The organism is Pantoea sp. B9002 (assembly GCF_013385945.1).
GTDB lineage: Bacteria > Pseudomonadota > Gammaproteobacteria > Enterobacterales > Enterobacteriaceae > Pantoea.
Genome location: NZ_JACAPA010000084.1, coordinates 1 through 1,295, shown reverse-complemented (window position 1 = coordinate 1,295; position 1,295 = coordinate 1). Strand labels below are relative to the sequence as shown.

Genomic DNA, 1,295 nt, shown 5'->3' with positions numbered 1-1,295 from the left:
AGGTATGACCGGGCTGATGGGTTACAGATCAGACCGGGCACACAGGTAACACATTTGTGCTCAGTCGATTCGGATAATACGTTTTTCTGCCCGGTCGTACCAGGCCAGCATCAGCCTGTCGAACAGGATGACGTCGATTCCGTCATCCACTTCCAGGAACCGCACGTATTCCCCGCGCAGCGCCGAACTCAGGAACATCCTGCCGTTCAGACTCAGGTCGCCTTTCTCACCCACTTTGTACAGCTTCGAACCCTGCGGATAGCTGACCTCCGGCACTTTTCCGTCCCACTGGCGGGCCGATGGCGTCCACTCACTGGCCGGTGGCTTTCCCCCCTTCGCTTCATGCGGCCTTTCGTGGTTGAACTCTTCACGCCAGTGGCTGAACCACGCCTGCTGTTCGGCCTGCGTGGCGAAGATATTTCCGCAGTTCAGCGCGGCCTTCAGCGAACGATGCATGCGCTCATGCCGGGCGTTCTGCCCCGGACAGCCCGGGTCCGTGCGCTCCGTTTTTATGCCCAGCTTCATCAGCCACACGCTGAGCTGAGTGAGCGCCAGGATGCCCGGCGCCACGAAGGGGGAGCCGTTGTCCGTGCGGATGACCTCCGGCAGGCCGCCTTCGCGAAAGGCGTTTTCCATGCACTGTCGGACGAACGCCGTGGTTTCGGCGACGCCGGCCTCGCAGGCCAGAACGTAGCGGCTGTGGTTATCCGTCAGCGTGAACGGGCGGCAGTAGCTGCGGTCTTTCAGGCGGAAGCGGCCTTTGAAGTCAGCGCTCCAGACATGGTTATTTCTTTCGGCGGCGGTGAGCGTCTGCATATTGCCGGGCGTACGCCTGCGTTTCGGGCGTTCCCGCACGAGCTTCTCCTGGCTCAGCAGGTCGCCGATGGTGCTGGCGGCGGGGACGATGAAGTCGGCGTTGTGGTTGAGGAACCAGTGGCGAATTTTTTTGGGACCCCAGTCAGGATGCTGCATGCGGCAGAGAACCAGCCGGTCAGCAACGTCGGGAGGGATTTTTTCGGGCTGGGTCAGCCGTGCGTGAGAGCGGTCATCAAGGGAGTTGGCGTCGCCGGGGTCAAAGCGATGGAGCCACTTATAGCCGGTTTTACGGCTGATACCGTGAAGGCGACAAAGTTCGGAAATGGAATGCGTGCCTGCTTCGCAGGCACGGATGAGATCAAGGCGTTGCATGGTAACAGTCTCAGTCCAGGGCATAGTGAGTCTCCTCTGCTATGCCGTTTATAACTGTTACCCCTGTGCCCGGTCTAAAGTGTTACCCATCAGCCCGGTTTGTACCT

At 60.2% G+C, this 1,295-nt stretch carries 1 protein-coding gene; it reads right to left on the bottom strand.

The features are described from left to right. Positions 1–60 precede the first annotated feature (60 nt). The gene (locus tag HX773_RS25225) at positions 61–1,188 is read right to left on the bottom strand and encodes a DDE-type integrase/transposase/recombinase (RefSeq protein WP_255433332.1); all 1,128 of its coding nucleotides are present in this window, start codon (positions 1,186–1,188) and stop codon (positions 61–63) included. Between the last annotated feature and the right edge of the window lie 107 nt (positions 1,189–1,295).